This window comes from Vibrio sp. AK197, from assembly GCF_053903115.1.
Genome location: NZ_CP096429.1, coordinates 562,277 through 577,835, shown reverse-complemented (window position 1 = coordinate 577,835; position 15,559 = coordinate 562,277). Strand labels below are relative to the sequence as shown.

Genomic DNA, 15,559 nt, shown 5'->3' with positions numbered 1-15,559 from the left:
AGCGGCCAGTCTATTTCACCGTCACGACGCTGACCAGCCAATCCATAAATGCGCGAACGCGCCTAGGCACATAATGTCTCGACTCATAAAGCAGCGTCAATGGCATTGACTGACATACATACTCAGGGAGAATTTCGATCAACTCTCCGCTCGCGAGCTCACTTTCAACGCCGTGCCTAGGCAGCTGGACAATTCCCAACCCAGCGAGGCAAGACGCTAAATACGCATCGGTCGTACTCACTGAAACCAGACTCGGTACTGCCAAAAAATGTGTCTTTCCATCATCAACATATTCAAAAACACTCTTCAGCCCACGGCCTGAGGGTTGGTAATCGACCACATAGTGATTCGGTAACTGCTCTAAGGTTTTTGGCACGCCATAACGTTTCGCATAGCGGGCACTGATACAATTGATCATGGCGACTTTTCCTATCGGTCGAGCAACCAATTCACTGTCTTCGAGCTCACCGACTCGCACCACACAATCGACACGCTCTTTGACGGGATCAATGCGAAAATCCGCCCCCATTAAACGAATGTTCGTGTTCGGATGCATGGCAAACCATTCCTGCAAACGTGGCGCAACAACAGCGCTATAAAACCGACCTGGCATATCAACCCGAACGACTCCTTCGACTTGTTCGGTCTGCTGCTGAAACTGCTCTTCGAGCGCATCAAATTCTTCAAGTAGTTTAATGCATTGTGGCAGATACTGCTCCCCTGCTGCACTCAAGGTGACACGACGGGTACTTCGATGTAATAACCGTGTATTGAGTAGAGCCTCCAGTTGCGTAATCGCATTTGAAATAGCCGATTTAGGTACATCCAACCGCTCTGAAGCTCGTGTGAAACTGCAAGTTTGTGCGACCACAACAAAACGCTTCATGCATTCGAGTTTATCCATTCTTTGTTCTCTTTAAGTGAACAGTGATATCAAATTGGTCATATATATCAAATCAATCATCTCGTTTAGTCTGGTTCTCGTCAACAACAAAGAGGAAGCATCATGACACAATTAGCATTAATTACAGGCGGGGGTCGTGGCTTAGGGCGTAGTAGTGCACTGGCGTTAGCCGAACGTGGCGTCGATATTGTTATCACTTATTTACAAAACCAAGAGGCGGCGTTAGAGGTTGTCAAAGAGGTCGAGAAACGCGGGCAAAAAGCATCGGCGATTCAACTTGATACGCGAGACTTCAACGCCTACCCCGGCTTTGTTCAACAACTCGAGACTGTGCTCAGCCAAACATTTTCGCGTCAAGACTTTAATTACTTGCTTAACAACGCGGGAACCGGCCTCCATCGCTCCTTTTCTGAAACCAGCATGGATGAATTTGACGACTTATATCAAATCCATCTCAAAGCGCCCTACTTTTTAACTCAAGCACTGCTTGGGCATCTCAGTGATGCTGGACATATACTGAATATCTCGTCTGGTTTGGCCAGATTTAGTGTTCCCGGCTCGAGTGCTTATGCGATGATGAAAGGTGGCGTTGAAGTCATGACCCGCTACTTGGCTAAAGAATTGGGTTCAAGAGGGATTAGTGTGAATACTCTCGCACCAGGCGCTATCGAGACTGACTTTTCGCAAGGAAGAGTACGCGATGACAAACAAATGAATGCGTTTGTTTCAAGCGTTACTGCGAAACAACGAGCCGGTTTACCCAATGATATAGGAGGCGTGGTTGCTCAGCTCCTTAGCGAGGATTGCTATTGGGTGACAGGACAACGCATTGAAGCATCTGGTGGCATGTTCTTATAGCTCCCATTAACAGGTGCGTTCTATTAATAAGCCGAGCATCGGCGCTCGGCTTAACTAAGCATTAAGAAATATTCAGCCTCTTAAAAGGTCTTCCTCATGGTCAACATCACGCAATATTCCGTCATCGTTAACGTCGACGTAAACACAATACTGCTGATAACGCTGGATAATGGCTTTACCACCTTGATCGCCATCTAACTGCTGCAACTCGTTCCAAAACTCACGGCCAAACACAACCGGGTGCCCCTTTTTTCCTTGATAACACGGGATAACAATTGTGCGGGTATCGGCCTGTTGAACAAGCATTTTCTGTGTGTGTGATGATATCCAAGGCATATCACCAAGAAAAATCGCTACCGCGTCTGCATCCGAGGTTTGAAGCTCAGCCACACCAACTGCGAGGCTAGCTCCCAGGCCGCGTTCAGATTGATCTGAATAAATGATTTCTGTCTCTCGACTTAAGCCAAGATTGGTTGGAACGTCTCCTCGGCGCAGCACCACACGGCGCTGACTGAAAATCGGATCTATATGCTTAACGCTTGCGGCGATAAGTGTTTGCTCATCCGAAAAACGTGATGCGCGTTTGTCACGACCAAAACGGCGCCCAAAACCTCCGGCAAGCACCAAAGCGATGCATGATTTAGCGTTCATTAACGAACAAACCTTTGCGTATCTCAAGTAACACCAACTGATGATCAACTCCTACGGATGAATTAATCAAGCTTTGACTTTAGCGACTGCTTCGTCAATTGCGAACGTATCACCGGATCTGGGTCGTGAATTTTATCTTGCCTAAATTTAAGGCTTTTACCATTACGCCCGTAACTGTTTGCAGTGATCTCACCGAGAATGGCGATCGCGACACTCTCTGGCGTATCCCCACCCAGATCAAGGCCTACGGGGTAATGCAATTTGGTCAGCGCCGGTAACAAACCATATTGCTCTTCTATTTGCTGCAGCAGCTTTTCAGTGCGGTCTCGCGGCCCAAGTTGGCCGATATATACCGGATCACTGTGAAGCGCGGCTTGTAGCCAATAGGCATCCTGCACCAAGCTGTGACTCATCACCACCACTGCCGCTCCCTCGAAGAGGCTTTGATACTCAAAAGGTTGCTCGACATCCGCGACCAGGATGTTATCCACTTCCATAAAGCGCTGACGGGTTGCAAAATGTGAACGCCCATCCAACACACTCACATGCCAGCCGAGCATTTTGGCTGTTTTAGCGAGAGGCTGAGCATCATAGCCAGCGCCACAAATAACCAATTTTGGTACCGGTCGAACATACTCAACAAAGACTTCGACTTGTTGGTCACCCAACTGATAATAATGCAGTGATGAACGTTGCCCTTGCATCGTGACCTCGAGATCCTGCATCAGTTTCGGCATTAACTCCGGCTGGTTAAAATCACCAACCGCTGGTTCGCCTTTTACTTTCAACAAACGTTGGCCGATACTGAGACCAGTGTCAGCGCCTGGATTAATCACAGTCGCAACTACCGCAGGGACATCCTCATCAACAACCTGCGATAATGTGTCAACCAATAGATGGTTATCTGCTAAGCTCACACGTTCAAAGAGCACATGGACAGTTCCGTTACAACCTAAGCCAAAACTCAGAGCGACATCGCCGTCTTCATCTTCTTCGGCCGTGCTATAAGCGCGGATCACTGGACCGGATTCGGTCAACCACCAAGCGGTTTTAGCAACCTCCGATTCAAGGCATCCTCCGCTAATTGCCCCTTGAGTGCCGAATTGAGAAATCACCATTCTCGCCCCCGGGCGTCGGTACGCTGACCCCTCAACTTTCACGACAGTCGCAAGGACAGCTTCATTCCCCGTGCCAATATCATTGTGAATGGCTTTAACCAAGGCACTAAGTCCTGACATAAACGCTCTCCCATTTTGCTCAGTAAACGTGTTCAAAACCAAATCCGTTGCCGATTTTAGCCAAGTACATAATTCCAACATTTTGAACAAGCTTTTTTATCAGACTATTACAATACTCAAACAAACTAAAGCTGGACGCGACTCGCTTGAAATAAAAAATAAAAGGAGATAATTACGAATGATTCTTATTAAATAACATTCAATACTGACAAACAGCTAGGAGGAGAAATAATCAATCCGTGAGTAACCCTGCGCTAAATGAAGCGAAAAAAATATGAACAAAATTTTTTAATTACAAATAAAACAATATGTTAACCAACATAAACCAGCGAGTATCTTTTCTTTAAACGTGAAAACTTAAGACAGAGAAACCCATCAATTTATTTCAGATTTCAGTCTCCTAATGCCTTTATTATCAGCAGCGTTTTTTAGCAAAAAGAAATAATTACCGTGAATTACTAATAGGACTAATAAGCCTAGTTAATCAATAGAGCAATTGTAATTCCCCCCTAATGTTTGTTAAATGTTTATAATAACTATGTATTGATGTGATCATGGTTCTTAAACATACAGCAACACCTTTTTATCATATCGACATTCAAATATGTTGGCTAAACTTATAGCCAATCACACTCAATTCGACGCATGAAAATTAGACACCGGATCTAACTCTATACATTTAAAACAATAATAAGTGTGTCGAACTTACATGGAGCAATGATGACAACATGAAATTACAGATTAATAACCAAACATACGATGTAGACGTGGCAGAAGATACACCGTTGCTTTGGGTTATCCGTGACAATCTAGGCCTTACAGGCACTAAATTTGGCTGCGGTTTAGCTCAATGCGGTGCATGCTCTGTCATGATCGACGGCGAAGTCATGCGTTCATGCGTGATGCCAGCGTCACTCGCTGAAGGAAAATCAATCACCACGATTGAAGCGATTGAACAAGACGATGTTGGTAAACGTGTTGTCTCTGCATGGACCAAGCATCAAGTACCACAATGTGGATACTGCCAATCAGGTCAAGTCATGGCTGTGACTTCTCTTTTGAAGTCAAACCCGAATCCAAGTGAAGACGAAATCAACGCTGTCGTCAGTAACCTGTGCCGTTGCGGTACGTATAACGCTATCGACGTTGCGATCGAAGATTTAACTGGTAAACCATCTGGGAGCAATGCATGAAAAAGCCAATAGAGGATCAAGCCCTCTCCGAGGTCAATCAGGAGACCCCCGTTAATGTTTCACGGCGTCGTTTTCTTCTTTCTTCTGCGGGCATCGCAGCCGGTGCTTTTGTGCTTGGTGTAGGTATTCCGCTGCGTCAAGCTCGCGCTGCTCAGCAAGAGAACATGCCTGCAGGCACTCGCGTTCCAGCCTTTTTGCGCATCACACCCGATAACCAAATTTATTTTCAAAGTCCGTTCGTCGAAGGTGGGCAAGGCATTTTCACCGCTATGGCCCAGATTATCGGTGAAGAGCTCGATGCCGATCCAGCCAACTTTATCGTAGAAAATGCGCCAACCGGCCCTGACTTCAAAGTCATGACCAACGGTGCTGGCCGTATTACGGGCGGCAGTATGTCGGTACGTTTTAGCTACCCAGTGATGCGTAAGCTCGGCGCCCTAGCCCGTAACATGCTGCTTCAAGCTGGTGCTAAACACATGGGTGTCGGTATTGAAGAACTGACGACTGAACCAGGTAAAGTCATTCACGCGAAAACTGGTCGTTCCTACACTTATGGTCAATTGGCTGAATTGGCCATGGAAATTTCGGTTCCAGATCCTGACAGCATTGAGCTTCGCGATCCCAAAGACTTCCGTTGGATTGGTTCATCGGTTGACCGTCTCGATGTCTACATGAAATCGACAGGTAAAGCCGATTACACCATTGATATGAAAGTCGACGAAATGATGCACGCCGCAGTGCAACATGCGCCTCGTCTGGGTATGAGTGTCGGCGAGATTGTCAACATGGATCAAGTCAAAGCGATGCGCGGTGTTCACTCTGTCCACAAACTTGACGGCGCCGTCGCCGTAGTCGCACAGCACTGGTGGGATGCTAAGCGTGCAGCCGAAGGGGTACAGGTGAGATGGCTCGAATCAAAAGGTGATGAGAAGAACGGCGCTCGACACATGCCAAGTGACTTCTCCACTGAAGCGTTTAACGACATGCTTGCTAGCCGCACAGAAAAAGGCATCGATGCAGAAACTAAAGGTGACGCACCAAAAGTGTTAGCCGACGCTTCCGATGATTCTTTGTTAACGGCCACTTATCGCACGCAATATGTTCACCATGCGCAACTTGAGCCACCTTCGGCACTCGCTCGCTTTAATTCTGATGGCACCTTAGACGTTTGGATGCCAAACCAGGCGCCAGATGTATTCCTTGGTGATATTGCAAAACGCACAGGGTTATCAGAGGATAAAATCAATGTTCACTCATCCATTTTGGGTGGCTTCTTTGGTCGTCATTTCTTGTATCCAAATGGCAGCCCTTACCCTCAAGCAATCGAACTTGCTAAAGCGGTTGGTAAACCTATCAAGCTGATTTGGAGCCGTGAAGAAGAGTTCTTGCGCGATCCACTTCGCCCGATGGCAGCCGTAAAAATGCGCGCAGCCATTAACGACAATAAACCTCAAGCCCTGGAAATCATCTCCTCAACCGAAGGGCCAACCGATGGTATATACGGCCATACTGATGGCAAAGTGGATCCTACTGCGGTTGAAGGTCTCAGTGGAAAAGCTTATGACATTCCGAATGTTCGCATCGGTTATGACTATGTGAAAAACCCAGCCATGCTTGCTTACTGGCGTTCTGTTGGCAACTCAATGAATGACTTTGTCTACGAGTGTTTCTTTGATGAAATTGCCGACAACGTTGGCAGCGACCCTTATGAGTTGCGTAAAGAGTTACTGCAAGATAACGCTCGACTTTCTCATCTACTGGATGTGGTGGTTGAGTCATCAGGCGGCTGGAAACGAGGTCCTTATACCGCAGAAGATGGCACGACACGTGCGCGTGGTATTGCAATGGCATCTCCATTTGGATCACACGCGGCATCGATTGCTGAAGTGTCTATAGACAATGGTCAAGTTCGTGTTCACAACGTTTGGGAAGCCTTGGACCCTGGTTCAATCGTCAACCCTGCGATTGTCGAAGCGCAGGTTAAATCTGCCGTCGCACTGGGTGTTTCGCAAGTTTTAATGGAAGAAGCGGTTTACACCAATGGTAAACCTCAGGCTCGTAACTACGATATGTATCCGATTCTTCGCCCAACGCAAATGCCAGATGTGCATGTGAGCATTGTTGAAAGTGGCGCAGAAATGGGCGGCGTTGGTGAACCTGGACTACCATCCGTTCCACCCGCAGTGATCAATGCCGTGTCCCAACTATTGGGCAGACGTATTCGTAGCATGCCGTTATCAAGTGTGTCACTTGAGGCTTAGAGACTCAAAAACGTTATCTAAACACTGGAATTTGAACCTCGAAAAAGACCAAAAGAAGAGGGATTTGTGAAAAAATCAACCATCATAATCGCAGTGATAGTCGTGTTGGCGGCTATCACTAGCTGGTTTGTGACACGTACGCCTGAGTCGGCCTTTGAGTCGACACAAGCCGAAAGCAAACCCGCGTCAGCAGAGCTGATTGAACGTGGTCAATATGTCGCCCATTTGGCCGACTGTGTGGCTTGTCATACGGTGCCTAATGAGCCCGCTTTTGCCGGTGGCTTACCAATGGGCACCCCAATTGGCGCCATTTACAGTACCAATATTACGCCTGACCCTGAAACCGGTATCGGCAACTACAGTTTGGCTGACTTTGATCGAGCGCTGCGTCATGGCGTTGCCAAAGATGGCGACCGTTTATACCCAGCGATGCCATTCCCATCGTATGAAAAAATGCCAGATAGTGATATTGAAGCGCTATACGCTTATTTCATGAATGATGTGGAACCCGTGAAAAAAACCAACCAAGAAACCGATATTCCTTGGCCACTTAACATGCGCTGGCCACTCGCCTTCTGGAGTGTCATGTTTACTGACTCAGGCACTTATGAGCCGAAAGCGGGCCAAAACGAGCAATGGAATCGTGGTGCTTACCTCGTACAAGGACCCGGGCACTGTGGTAGCTGCCATACGCCTCGTGGTTTCGCGATGCAAGAAAAAGCACTGGATGAAAGCAGTGATCAATTCGTCTCTGGTGCAACACTTGATGGGTGGTACGCGCCAAGCTTGCGCAACGATCCTAACTCCGGGCTAGGACGTTGGAGTGAAGAAGACGTCTATCAATTCCTGAAAAATGGGCGTAATGAACACGCTGTTGTTTATGGTTCAATGACAGATGCGTTCAATAATTCAACTCAATTTATGACTGACGATGATTTGTACGCGATTGCTCACTACTTGAAATCACTCCCTGGTAATCCAGAAAAAGATGGCGAACCTTGGCAGCACAAACCACAAAAAGTATCTGGTGAACTGGCGAAACTGCCAGGCGCAGAAACTTACATGACACGTTGTAGCGCATGTCATGGCAGTGATGGCATGGGGCACAAACCTTGGATTCCACCTCTGGCTGGGGCAACGTCCATGCTGGTGTCTGATGACTCTTCAGCAGTTAACGTCACATTAAATGGCTCTGGACGCGCAGTCGCGCACGGTGTGCCAGATGCTTATCGCATGCCTCCGTTCCGTCAACAGTTGTCAGACAAAGAGATCGCTGAGGTCTTGTCTTTTGTCCGCACAACATGGGGTAACAATGGCGGCGAAGTCAGTGTTGACGATGTAAAGGCAATGCGTGAAGACACAGACCCTGCCAGCAGTGAAGTGATTATTTTACAAATGCGCTAATTGAATAAATTCAGGTATTTGAAAGGGAATACAGTTTGTATTCCCTTTTTTAGACGCCTAAACAACGAGATCCCAACCTTCATTTAGACTGTCTGTTAATACGTAATAAGCAGTATCATCATAAGAAACGACAACCGTATATTCGATTTCATCGCCCTCATAAGGGTCGTCATAGACTTGATCGTATGTGGCATATAAATAGTCGTAGCCTTCAGCGAATTCAATGCTTAAATCGTTGACTGTTAGTGGTGCAGTATCAGCATTGTTTCCCGACAACAGCTGCTCATCCAATGTTAACGTATAGTCACCCTGACCTTCGATTACCTCAAAATTGGAAAACGATAAATCGTCTGGGTTTTTATAAACGTTCAGAGTGTCAATTCCGTCGCCTCCATCCACATAGCGCATTTGCTGTGATGAACTCGAAGCATCGAGTCTGTAACTGAAATAATCGTCACCACCGTTAAGTGATACGTCAAACTCCGTCCAATGAGAACCTTGGTTTTCAGAAATAAAATCTAAGTAATCACTGCTATCTGTCGTATTTACCGTAAATAGATTACTCCATGACGCGCTGTTACTTTGCGGTATAATGTACATGTCCACGCCATCATTCATCTCAGAAACATCAATTTCTCCACGTTTCGCACCATCGACAACGACAAGACTTCCGGTTTCATCGCTCAAATCTCTCGTCAACGTTAAAGACACATCGACAAAGTTTCCGACATAGAGGTTCCCATACTGTCCACAAACTAGTGCTATACCATCATCATTAATCGATATTTCCTTTAAGCCTTGATGATTCCATTCTGCTGTATTTCTGAATTCAATACTCTCATAGCCATAATGGTCCCAACTTTGGGAAATATAAATATCATCGTATCGTTCGTTATAATATGTCCCTCCACCACCACTACCATCCCAACTGCCATCGTAACTAGTGTATTCCATATTAAGTTCTAGCCCATTATCGGGGGTTAAATTCGATGCACTGCCGCTACCATCAGTATTACTACTTCCTACAATAACCGTCATAATTTCTGATCCTTTAAGAGGTTTTATTACCTATAAGAAGTGTATGCCTGAAAGCGAAACTAAAAGTTAGAAATTAAATTAGCATTACCTAATGTAATTTTACTAATAAATTACTTATCTAAATTTATATGAAACATTAATCACTTAGTGGTAAAAGATGAGTTTATCGATAAGCAAAAGTATGTCATCCAATGATGGCTTAAATTGACATTAAAAAAGGGAATACTGTCGGTATTCCCTTTTATTTTCTATATTATGCTGCAAGTTCCCAGCCCTCTAATGTATTGGTGACTAAACCGTAAGTCTGGTCATCGTAGGTTATAATGACGTAATACTCCGTTTCGTAATATTCATACTCGTATTCATAACCTCGTCTTTCGGTGGTATAAATACTATCGTAATCATCCGCAAACTCGACAGCGAGATCTTGAATCTCTAACAAAGAAGCATCTGCGTTATTGGCAATCAATATTTCCTCATTCAAGGTCAACGTAACGTTATTCTCGTAGTCATCTTCATACTCATACTCATATTCATATTCATATTCATAGTCATAGTCATCATAATAATAGCGACTCCCAGATATAGATTCGAAATTAGCAAATTCTAGATTTTCCGCATCCTCGTAAATCACTAACTGATCAAACCCTTCGCCGCCATCCACATAACGTGTTTGGTATTGAGAACTGGCTTCTTCAAGTCGGTAGATAAATGTATCGTCTCCATCATTGAGAGACACATTGAATTCTGTCCAATTGGTTCCTTGATGGTCATCTGTAGAAGTAAAACTCACCTGATCATCATCATCAGACGTTGTTACCGTAAATAAATTGCTCCAAGATGGCCCGTTACTTTGCGGCTCAATGTATAAATTAACGCCATAGTCTAATTCAGATACATCAATATGCCCTCTTTTTGCGCCACTAACATAAATATTACTACTCCAGTAATAAACAAAGTCCTCAGTGAGCGTAAGCGACACATCCGCAAAATTCCCGATATAAATATCCCCCTCTTCATTTTCGTCTTCCAGCATCAAAGATTGGCCATCATCATGAATGTAGATTTCTTTCAATCCATCCGCATTCCATTCACCGGTATTTATAAACTGAGCTCTTGAGTAGTAGCCCCAGTCATCCCACTCCTGTGACACGTGAATGTTGTCATATTGATGCTGATAGTAAACACCACCTCCCCACCCGTTCTCGTAGATTGCATATTCCATATTAAGTTCTAAGCCATTTTCTGGCGTTAGATTGGATGCACTGCCGCTTCCATCCTTATTACTGCTTCCGACTATGACTGTCATCACTTTGCTCCTTGCTAGGTGTGTGTACCTTTTAGAAGTGTATGTGCAGCAGCAAAACAAAAAGTTAGAAATTTCATTAGCAGAAACTGATATGATTTCCCTATATCTACACTCATTGCAATGTAGGTATGACGCTTGCGCAGCTTAGTGACAAACGATGAATGTAAACAGTTCAATGTAGAATGGCGCACCAGACGGCTTAGCATGCCATTAAATGAAGATTCAATCATTTAATTAACAATATTATGAATAGTTGCACACACAACCCTGCTGGTCGAGTTTACTCTAGAACAAACCAATAAAAACTTAGTTGCATATGGGCATGGAATGTTGACCTATACTTTAACTACTTTCGTTTAGATCAATAGGGGGATTTTGATGCCAGAGCAGAACATTGGTCAGATACTTCAAGCGTTCAATAGTATCGAATCAAAGATTCAAGATCAGAACCAAATGTTAAAAGAGCTGTCCGCTAAAATGAACGCTCTTGAACAACAAAATAAGCACCTGGTTCAGATTGTGCACCAGCTTCAGTCACCATCTAGTCATGAACCATTGGATGTCCACAATCACGAATTTGAAGATAAAGTCACCCAGCAACTTCGTTCCATTGAAGATCAATCGAAAAAAACCATGGAAATGATAAAAGCGAATGGCGGGGCGAAAAAACGCGCCTGGCCATAAGCAGCAAAGCCTACGTTACGGTAGGCTTTGTTATTCGGTGCTCGCTATGACTAAAGCTTTGTCTCAATACAGCGTTCAAACAGGTGTCGGGATTCGTCCACTTCAATATTCAGCTTGAATTGTTGAGTGAGTACTTGATGAAGTTTATCCGAAGTATCCATTACCTGCTCCGTCTGTTGGGTAGCTGAGCGAGTAAGTAAAGTTTCGTTGGTCAGAACACAAACCTCATTCGCCGATTTTTGGCTCACAACCAAGTTATTTACAAACACCGCATCCGGATGCTGGTGTGAATAAAAATGCCCGACTTGGCAATCAGCTTCACTGTAGTTTGCCAAATCAAAACGATAGAGAACAAAAGGCCCGCCTTCCTTCTCAACCACCAGCTCAAACTCTCGATTTTCGATTTCACGTATGAGATAACGATCCAACCCAGACCGTTGCCACACTTCGCCAAATTCAATCGCGGTTATTGGACAGGCAGAGCCAAAGCCAACATCAACTAGGTAGCTTTTTTGGTTGAGTTCAACCACAGTAAAACGATGCGTCCTAGGCGCTGAACGATCTTGATTGTTTAAAACTCGCGCCACAACCAAGCGAGTGGAGTAACCAAGCGAGCTCAAGAACTCAAAAGCAATCTTATTGTGTTCAAAGCAGTAACCGCCCATCCCTTGGCTCACCACTTTTTCTAGCAGCTCATCCAGCTCAAGAGGCATGGTTTTCCCAAGCACTGAATAAACGCTATTAAAACTGAAAGACGCTATGTGCCGAGTAATAAACTGGTTCAAAAATGCCAAATTCGGCTGCTCTGGTGGCACCAGTTGCAGCTCAGCAAGGTAATCATCAAATAATATCGACATCGCCGTTCCTTTATTACGAGTTATCAGTAACCGTCCACTGCATCTCAATCAACTGATGCTCACCAACAACTTCCACCTCTTTAACAAACTCAAAGCCGAGGTTTTGGTAATAAGCACGTAAGTGTTGATGAGCATGAATTTCCACAGTTTTAGCATCTACATTTTTGGCATGGTTCATCAGCGCCTTGACGAGTCGAGTGGCAATTCCCGCCCCACGAAACTCTGGCATTACCGCCACACGCGCGAGCACAGCATGACCTTCACTATTCACGGTTAATCGCGCGGTAGCCACGGGAGTATTCTGCTTCATTACCAGGGCATGCGTTGACACCTCATCTAAGCCATCGAGATCGAGATGCGGCGGAATATTTTGCTCCACAGTAAACACGTTGTAGCGAATGGTTTGCGCCATATCGATGAGTTCGAAGTCTTGCCCTATCTTTATGTCCAAATCACGTCCTCATTAATATCAAATTGGTTTCCCAGTGGGCGCTACTGGAAAAGAAGCATCATGCAATTTTTTCTAACGATTTCAAAGTGCAATCACATCATACTTGAGCGTTGTTGAAAGGTGTTTATCACCATATCCGTACATAGAATACGAGTCTATATAACGCCAGTAACGCGTTTTGCTGATGATTCTTACTAAGAAGGCGATAAAGAACCTAGTAACAACATAGGGTAAATGAAACGTCAAACCACGGATTTGGAAAAGCGAATGGCTTTATCCGAGACAGAAAGTAAAGAATATAGATAGGAGGTAATAAGGCAGTTCGCTAGTTCATACTATCGATTTTACGGCAATAGATAGGTGTTCAGAAACAGCGTAGAATTCCTGAACACCTCGATCTTTTAGTGACTTAGTAGCCAACCAAATATCGACTCTTTTTGCTGCCTTTAAAAATGCGTTTCGTCAACAGCGCTAGAGAGACAGAGGCTAAAACAATAACGATTAGAGTAAATAGATAAAGAAAAATATTGTTTTCAGCACCAAAATCTTGAAGGTGGTGTGTTCTTCTATCAATTTTAAACAAAATCATTAATAACCAAGGATGTATAAAGTAAATAGCAAAACTGGTTTCAGAAATAACAGTAAGAAGCGGAATATCAAAGGTATATTTCTCTAAAATACCATATAGAAAGCAGATAACAAAAATCATCTGTATGTATTGTAAGTCAATACCGTTGTACTCAAAAAATGGCTTGCCGTAGTTGCCTACATGGCCTAAATAGACTTGTATGAATGACATCGCAACGGATAGAAATAAGAACATCAAAAAGTTCTTTTTTAGGAACTCGGTAATGACACGGTTATGAATCGAAAATAATATTCCCATTAAGTAAACCGGAGTGAAATACACTAAAGAGTGAATCGCATTCGTTCCGGCTACCGGTCTTTGAACAATCACAGCAATAACCGATAAAATAACGACTAATCCTATTTGAAACTTTAGATTTTGTTTTATAAACTTCATGTGCAACGGTGCGGACGCAAACAGGAGCAACCCAAAGGGGATATACCAATACGCTATTAGAAATCGCCCCGTTAAATAATACTTAAACACCGTCATCCAGTCTGAGTCGCTTGGCGAAAAAGGAATCCCATCCCGGTACATGTGAGCTGGATCTCTCATCAATTCAAGCGGTGTAAAATATTCAACTTTAAACGCATAAAGGTAGGCAATCGCAACGGTCGCCAATATAAGGTAAGGAATACCAATATTTTGGAATTTATTTTTAACAAACTTTTTGTAATTAAACTTCTTATAAAAAACATGATGAAACATAAAACCAGAAATAAAAACAAAAAGAGAGGAACCTCCTGTAATTAAATTTCTTATCGTTGCACTAAATAAATCATTACTAGTAAACCCCGAACTGTATACATGACCAGCTACGATAGCAATGATTGCAATTCCTCTAAAATTGCCAATTGACTTCAAAAACATCTAACACTACCTAAAATAAAAACCTCCACCGATATAATTGAATACTATCAGATATATATGGCATAGGAATGTAACAGAATCTACAGTGTATCAGGATAGATGTCTCGCAATTAGGAATGGTTGAAGAAAAATGATATTCCTTTTTTCAAAAATAAATCAGTATAATCATTTACCATAAAATACTATTAGTTGTTTATATCATCATTGGTATATCGACAAATATATCAATTTAACCTACAGAATAATTGAGTTTTTCAACTTAACAACAACTCACATTTGTATCTCATTGACTGTTACCCTCCTCCATTTTTGGCTTGTTGAAATCTGAGTACTCTAGTTCAACAAGCCTTATTTTATCGAGTGATGTTTGCTTTTTTATCGTCTAGTCACGCTCACCCATTACCAAGGAATCACACCGCCGGTGGTTAAAAACAGACCTGTTGGGCCGTCAGATCCTTCTAAAGCCGTTTTAACCGCAATCACGGCCCCCTCCTCTACACTACCCGGCGCTTGCTCGCCGCCAAGATCTGTCGCGATCCAGCCCGGGCTCACCGAATTCACACGAAATCCTTCATCACGCAATTCTTTTGCTAGTAATACCGTGAACATATTCAGTGCTGATTTTGAAGCATTGTAAGCCAGCGGCGTGGTACCATGAAACGGCCATGAAGGGTCGCCATGCATGGTCATGGATCCAAGACCTGTCGATACATTTACAATCGAACGATGACTGCCTTTTCTCAACAATGGCAGCATAGTTTGAGTCAACATAATGGTTCCAAATACATTGGTTTCAAACGTTTCTCGTAGCGCTTGATGAGTGACGTTCGACGCATTGCCATAACCCACAATAACGCCTGCGTTATTGATTAAACCGTCTAAGTGACCACTTTGTTGCTCAATGAGCTCAACTGCAGCCTGATGACTCTTCGCATCGTTAAGATCTAAGTAAACCGACCTCGCATCCCCTCGCTCTTTTAGCTCTTGGGTCACCTTTTTACCTGCTTCCAAGTTACGAGCGCCAAGATAAACGGTATGCACTTGCTCGACGAGCTCCAAAGCAATTTGTTTACCAATTCCTTTATTGGCCCCTGACACTAGATAGATGTGTTTGCTCATCGTATACACTCCTCTTCATTGCACTTTCTCGGTTTATTGCGATGAATGAGCAGTGTAGCCAGAGAGATTATTTAAGATAATAGTGATAATATGG

At 44.0% G+C, this 15,559-nt stretch carries 14 protein-coding genes; 5 read left to right on the top strand and 9 right to left on the bottom strand.

What is annotated here, in order from left to right:
• Positions 1–10: 10 nt before the first annotated feature.
• Entirely contained in the window at positions 11–904 is an 894-nt protein-coding gene (locus M1D72_RS02655; protein WP_456295466.1) for a LysR family transcriptional regulator, read from the bottom strand.
• A gap of 102 nt (positions 905–1,006) precedes the next feature.
• Between M1D72_RS02655 and M1D72_RS02650 the strand changes: the two genes are divergently transcribed.
• Positions 1,007–1,762 (top strand): SDR family NAD(P)-dependent oxidoreductase, encoded by a 756-nt coding sequence (locus M1D72_RS02650; RefSeq protein WP_456295465.1) that lies wholly within the window; start codon positions 1,007–1,009, stop codon positions 1,760–1,762.
• A gap of 72 nt (positions 1,763–1,834) precedes the next feature.
• Here M1D72_RS02650 and M1D72_RS02645 read toward each other — a convergent pair whose 3' ends face one another.
• On the bottom strand, positions 1,835–2,413 hold the full coding sequence (locus M1D72_RS02645) for a nucleotidyltransferase family protein (RefSeq protein ID WP_456295464.1): 579 nt from the start codon (positions 2,411–2,413) through the stop codon (positions 1,835–1,837).
• Between the two features lie 62 nt (positions 2,414–2,475).
• The gene (locus M1D72_RS02640; RefSeq protein WP_456295463.1) at positions 2,476–3,651 is read right to left on the bottom strand and encodes an XdhC family protein; all 1,176 of its coding nucleotides are present in this window, start codon (positions 3,649–3,651) and stop codon (positions 2,476–2,478) included.
• A gap of 728 nt (positions 3,652–4,379) precedes the next feature.
• On the opposite strand from M1D72_RS02640, the gene M1D72_RS02635 reads away from it, so the two are divergent.
• From M1D72_RS02635 to M1D72_RS02625, 3 genes are all read left to right on the top strand, one after another.
• Positions 4,380–4,844 (top strand): (2Fe-2S)-binding protein, encoded by a 465-nt coding sequence (locus tag M1D72_RS02635; protein WP_390195820.1) that lies wholly within the window; start codon positions 4,380–4,382, stop codon positions 4,842–4,844.
• Positions 4,841–7,105: a molybdopterin cofactor-binding domain-containing protein gene (locus M1D72_RS02630; RefSeq protein ID WP_456295462.1), complete on the top strand. Its 2,265-nt coding sequence runs from the start codon at positions 4,841–4,843 to the stop codon at positions 7,103–7,105. The genes M1D72_RS02635 and M1D72_RS02630 overlap by 4 nt, the downstream gene beginning before the upstream one ends.
• Positions 7,106–7,171: 66 nt before the next feature.
• Positions 7,172–8,509 (top strand): c-type cytochrome, encoded by a 1,338-nt coding sequence (locus tag M1D72_RS02625; RefSeq protein ID WP_456295461.1) that lies wholly within the window; start codon positions 7,172–7,174, stop codon positions 8,507–8,509.
• Between the two features lie 57 nt (positions 8,510–8,566).
• Here M1D72_RS02625 and M1D72_RS02620 read toward each other — a convergent pair whose 3' ends face one another.
• A complete protein-coding gene (locus M1D72_RS02620; protein ID WP_456295460.1) occupies positions 8,567–9,547 on the bottom strand; it encodes a hypothetical protein in 981 nt (326 codons plus the stop codon).
• 253 nt (positions 9,548–9,800) lie between these two features.
• Entirely contained in the window at positions 9,801–10,856 is a 1,056-nt protein-coding gene (locus tag M1D72_RS02615; protein WP_456295459.1) for a hypothetical protein, read from the bottom strand.
• Positions 10,857–11,234: 378 nt separating this feature from the next.
• Here M1D72_RS02615 and M1D72_RS02610 point away from each other — a divergent pair, with 378 nt between their 5' ends.
• A complete protein-coding gene (locus tag M1D72_RS02610) occupies positions 11,235–11,540 on the top strand; it encodes a hypothetical protein (RefSeq protein ID WP_456295458.1) in 306 nt (101 codons plus the stop codon).
• Positions 11,541–11,590: 50 nt separating this feature from the next.
• On the opposite strand, the gene M1D72_RS02605 is transcribed toward M1D72_RS02610, so the two are convergent.
• The 4 genes from M1D72_RS02605 to M1D72_RS02590 form a co-directional block, all read right to left on the bottom strand.
• Positions 11,591–12,397, bottom strand: a complete 807-nt coding sequence (locus tag M1D72_RS02605; RefSeq protein ID WP_456295457.1) for an arylamine N-acetyltransferase family protein — start codon at positions 12,395–12,397, stop codon at positions 11,591–11,593.
• 13 nt (positions 12,398–12,410) lie between these two features.
• Positions 12,411–12,848: a GNAT family N-acetyltransferase gene (locus M1D72_RS02600; protein WP_456295456.1), complete on the bottom strand. Its 438-nt coding sequence runs from the start codon at positions 12,846–12,848 to the stop codon at positions 12,411–12,413.
• Between the two features lie 409 nt (positions 12,849–13,257).
• Positions 13,258–14,346, bottom strand: a complete 1,089-nt coding sequence (locus M1D72_RS02595) for an acyltransferase family protein (protein WP_456295455.1) — start codon at positions 14,344–14,346, stop codon at positions 13,258–13,260.
• Between the two features lie 399 nt (positions 14,347–14,745).
• Positions 14,746–15,465, bottom strand: coding sequence for an SDR family NAD(P)-dependent oxidoreductase (locus tag M1D72_RS02590; protein ID WP_456295454.1), 720 nt, complete (start codon positions 15,463–15,465; stop codon positions 14,746–14,748).
• Between the last annotated feature and the right edge of the window lie 94 nt (positions 15,466–15,559).

Bases quoted from the DNA above. Each gene is read 5' to 3' on its own strand.
- M1D72_RS02590 (WP_456295454.1), bottom strand. From the start codon at position 15,465: ATGAGCAAACACATCTATCTAGTGTCAGGGGCCAATAAAGGAATTGGT.
- M1D72_RS02610 (WP_456295458.1), top strand. From the start codon at position 11,235: ATGCCAGAGCAGAACATTGGTCAGATACTTCAAGCGTTCAATAGTATC.
- M1D72_RS02655 (WP_456295466.1), bottom strand. From the start codon at position 904: ATGGATAAACTCGAATGCATGAAGCGTTTTGTTGTGGTCGCACAAACT.
- M1D72_RS02595 (WP_456295455.1), bottom strand. From the start codon at position 14,346: ATGTTTTTGAAGTCAATTGGCAATTTTAGAGGAATTGCAATCATTGCT.
- M1D72_RS02630 (WP_456295462.1), top strand. From the start codon at position 4,841: ATGAAAAAGCCAATAGAGGATCAAGCCCTCTCCGAGGTCAATCAGGAG.
- M1D72_RS02645 (WP_456295464.1), bottom strand. From the start codon at position 2,413: ATGAACGCTAAATCATGCATCGCTTTGGTGCTTGCCGGAGGTTTTGGG.
- M1D72_RS02605 (WP_456295457.1), bottom strand. From the start codon at position 12,397: ATGTCGATATTATTTGATGATTACCTTGCTGAGCTGCAACTGGTGCCA.
- M1D72_RS02620 (WP_456295460.1), bottom strand. From the start codon at position 9,547: ATGACGGTTATTGTAGGAAGTAGTAATACTGATGGTAGCGGCAGTGCA.
- M1D72_RS02615 (WP_456295459.1), bottom strand. From the start codon at position 10,856: ATGACAGTCATAGTCGGAAGCAGTAATAAGGATGGAAGCGGCAGTGCA.
- M1D72_RS02650 (WP_456295465.1), top strand. From the start codon at position 1,007: ATGACACAATTAGCATTAATTACAGGCGGGGGTCGTGGCTTAGGGCGT.
- M1D72_RS02640 (WP_456295463.1), bottom strand. From the start codon at position 3,651: ATGTCAGGACTTAGTGCCTTGGTTAAAGCCATTCACAATGATATTGGC.
- M1D72_RS02635 (WP_390195820.1), top strand. From the start codon at position 4,380: ATGAAATTACAGATTAATAACCAAACATACGATGTAGACGTGGCAGAA.